Raw genomic sequence first — 1,202 nt, 5'->3', positions numbered from 1 at the left:
GGCGGCGCAGCAGGTGTTCGGCGAACTCGGCCACCTCCCGCCCCGCGCGGTGCGCGTCGTCCAGCACCAGCAGGAGCCCGCGCCGGCCCGCCAGTTCTTCCAGCACGGCACGAACCGCCCGGGCGACCGCGTGGACGTCGACGTCCCGCGGGCTTCGGGTGAAGGTGCCGCCCAGGGCCGGGAAGACCTGGGCCAGCGGGCGCAGACGGGCGGGCCCCAGGCGTTCCAGGGCGGCGGGATCCGCCGAGGCGAGCTGGTCGTCGAGCGCGTCCACCAGGGCGTGGAAGGGGCGGCCGGTCCCGTCCCGGGCGGCCCGGCCGCACGCCACGGCCCACTCCCGGTGTGCCGCGGCCCGGGCCAGACGCAGCGCCAGCCGGGTCTTGCCGACCCACGGTTCACCGCTCAGCCGCACGAACCCGGACGCCGTTCGCGCGTGATCCAACTCCTCCATCAGAAGAGCCAGTTCGTGTGCGCGCACACCCTGCCCGGGCTCACCGGCCTGCCCGTGCGGCACGGGGCCTCCCTCGTCGCTGCGGCTGACGGGCAGGCTGGCGCATCGTCAGGCGCGTTCCAAGAGGTTGCTGCTGGCCGGTGCCTGCATGGCAGGAAGTGCAGGTGGGGGTGGGTGCGGGCTGGGGCGGTGTCGGGGAATTCCCCGACAGGTGACCAAGCGGCCGAATGCGCGGTGCAGCGACAAGAAGAGAGGAAAGCGGTCGGAAATTGACGTTCGCGTTGCAGGATTCAACCGTCTTTCGAGTGGGTCTCCAGCGAGTCTCAAGTTTGCGTGGCTCTTCCCTGGATATGCCCGAACCGGGCTTTCCCGCATGGAGGTTGGGGCTCACGAGGCGGCCCGCGACAACGGCGGAGCCCCGCGGGGGCCAATCACCGGCCGGTGTCCGGCGGGTGGCGCCGGCGGCCGGACACGTTCTCGCTCATTTGACGTGCGTCAGGAGAAGCGGCGGCGGCCCGTGGCGCGTGCGCCGTATTCGGTCGGGTTATGCCTGCGGGCCCCCTGTGACCGCCGACTTCACCACCCCGCCGGGACCGCCGCGTCCACCGCGCCCCGGCGACACCTTCACGTCACCTTCACCCTTCCTCCGGTCCGTGAGGTGACCGGCCGGGTGCGGCCGTCCTCGCGCCCGGCGCGGAGGGGCTCGCAGGGGCGCATTCGGCCGGTGCGCGGGGCACCCCCGGCTGTCGCC

The 1,202-nt window shown here is 73.5% G+C and carries 1 protein-coding gene; it reads right to left on the bottom strand.

Going from position 1 to position 1,202, the window contains the following annotated elements; translation table 11 throughout:
• Positions 1 to 514 (bottom strand): ATP-binding protein (locus ABZV34_RS39725; protein ID WP_356288256.1); only part of this gene is annotated, 514 nt, incomplete at its 3' end.
• Between the last annotated feature and the right edge of the window lie 688 nt (positions 515 to 1,202).

It is taken from the genome of Streptomyces sp. NPDC005195 (genome assembly GCF_040608315.1).
GTDB lineage: Bacteria > Actinomycetota > Actinomycetes > Streptomycetales > Streptomycetaceae > Streptomyces > Streptomyces kaempferi.
The sequence above is the reverse complement of the archived record's forward strand: the minus strand, read 5'-3'. Positions and strand labels throughout refer to the sequence as shown.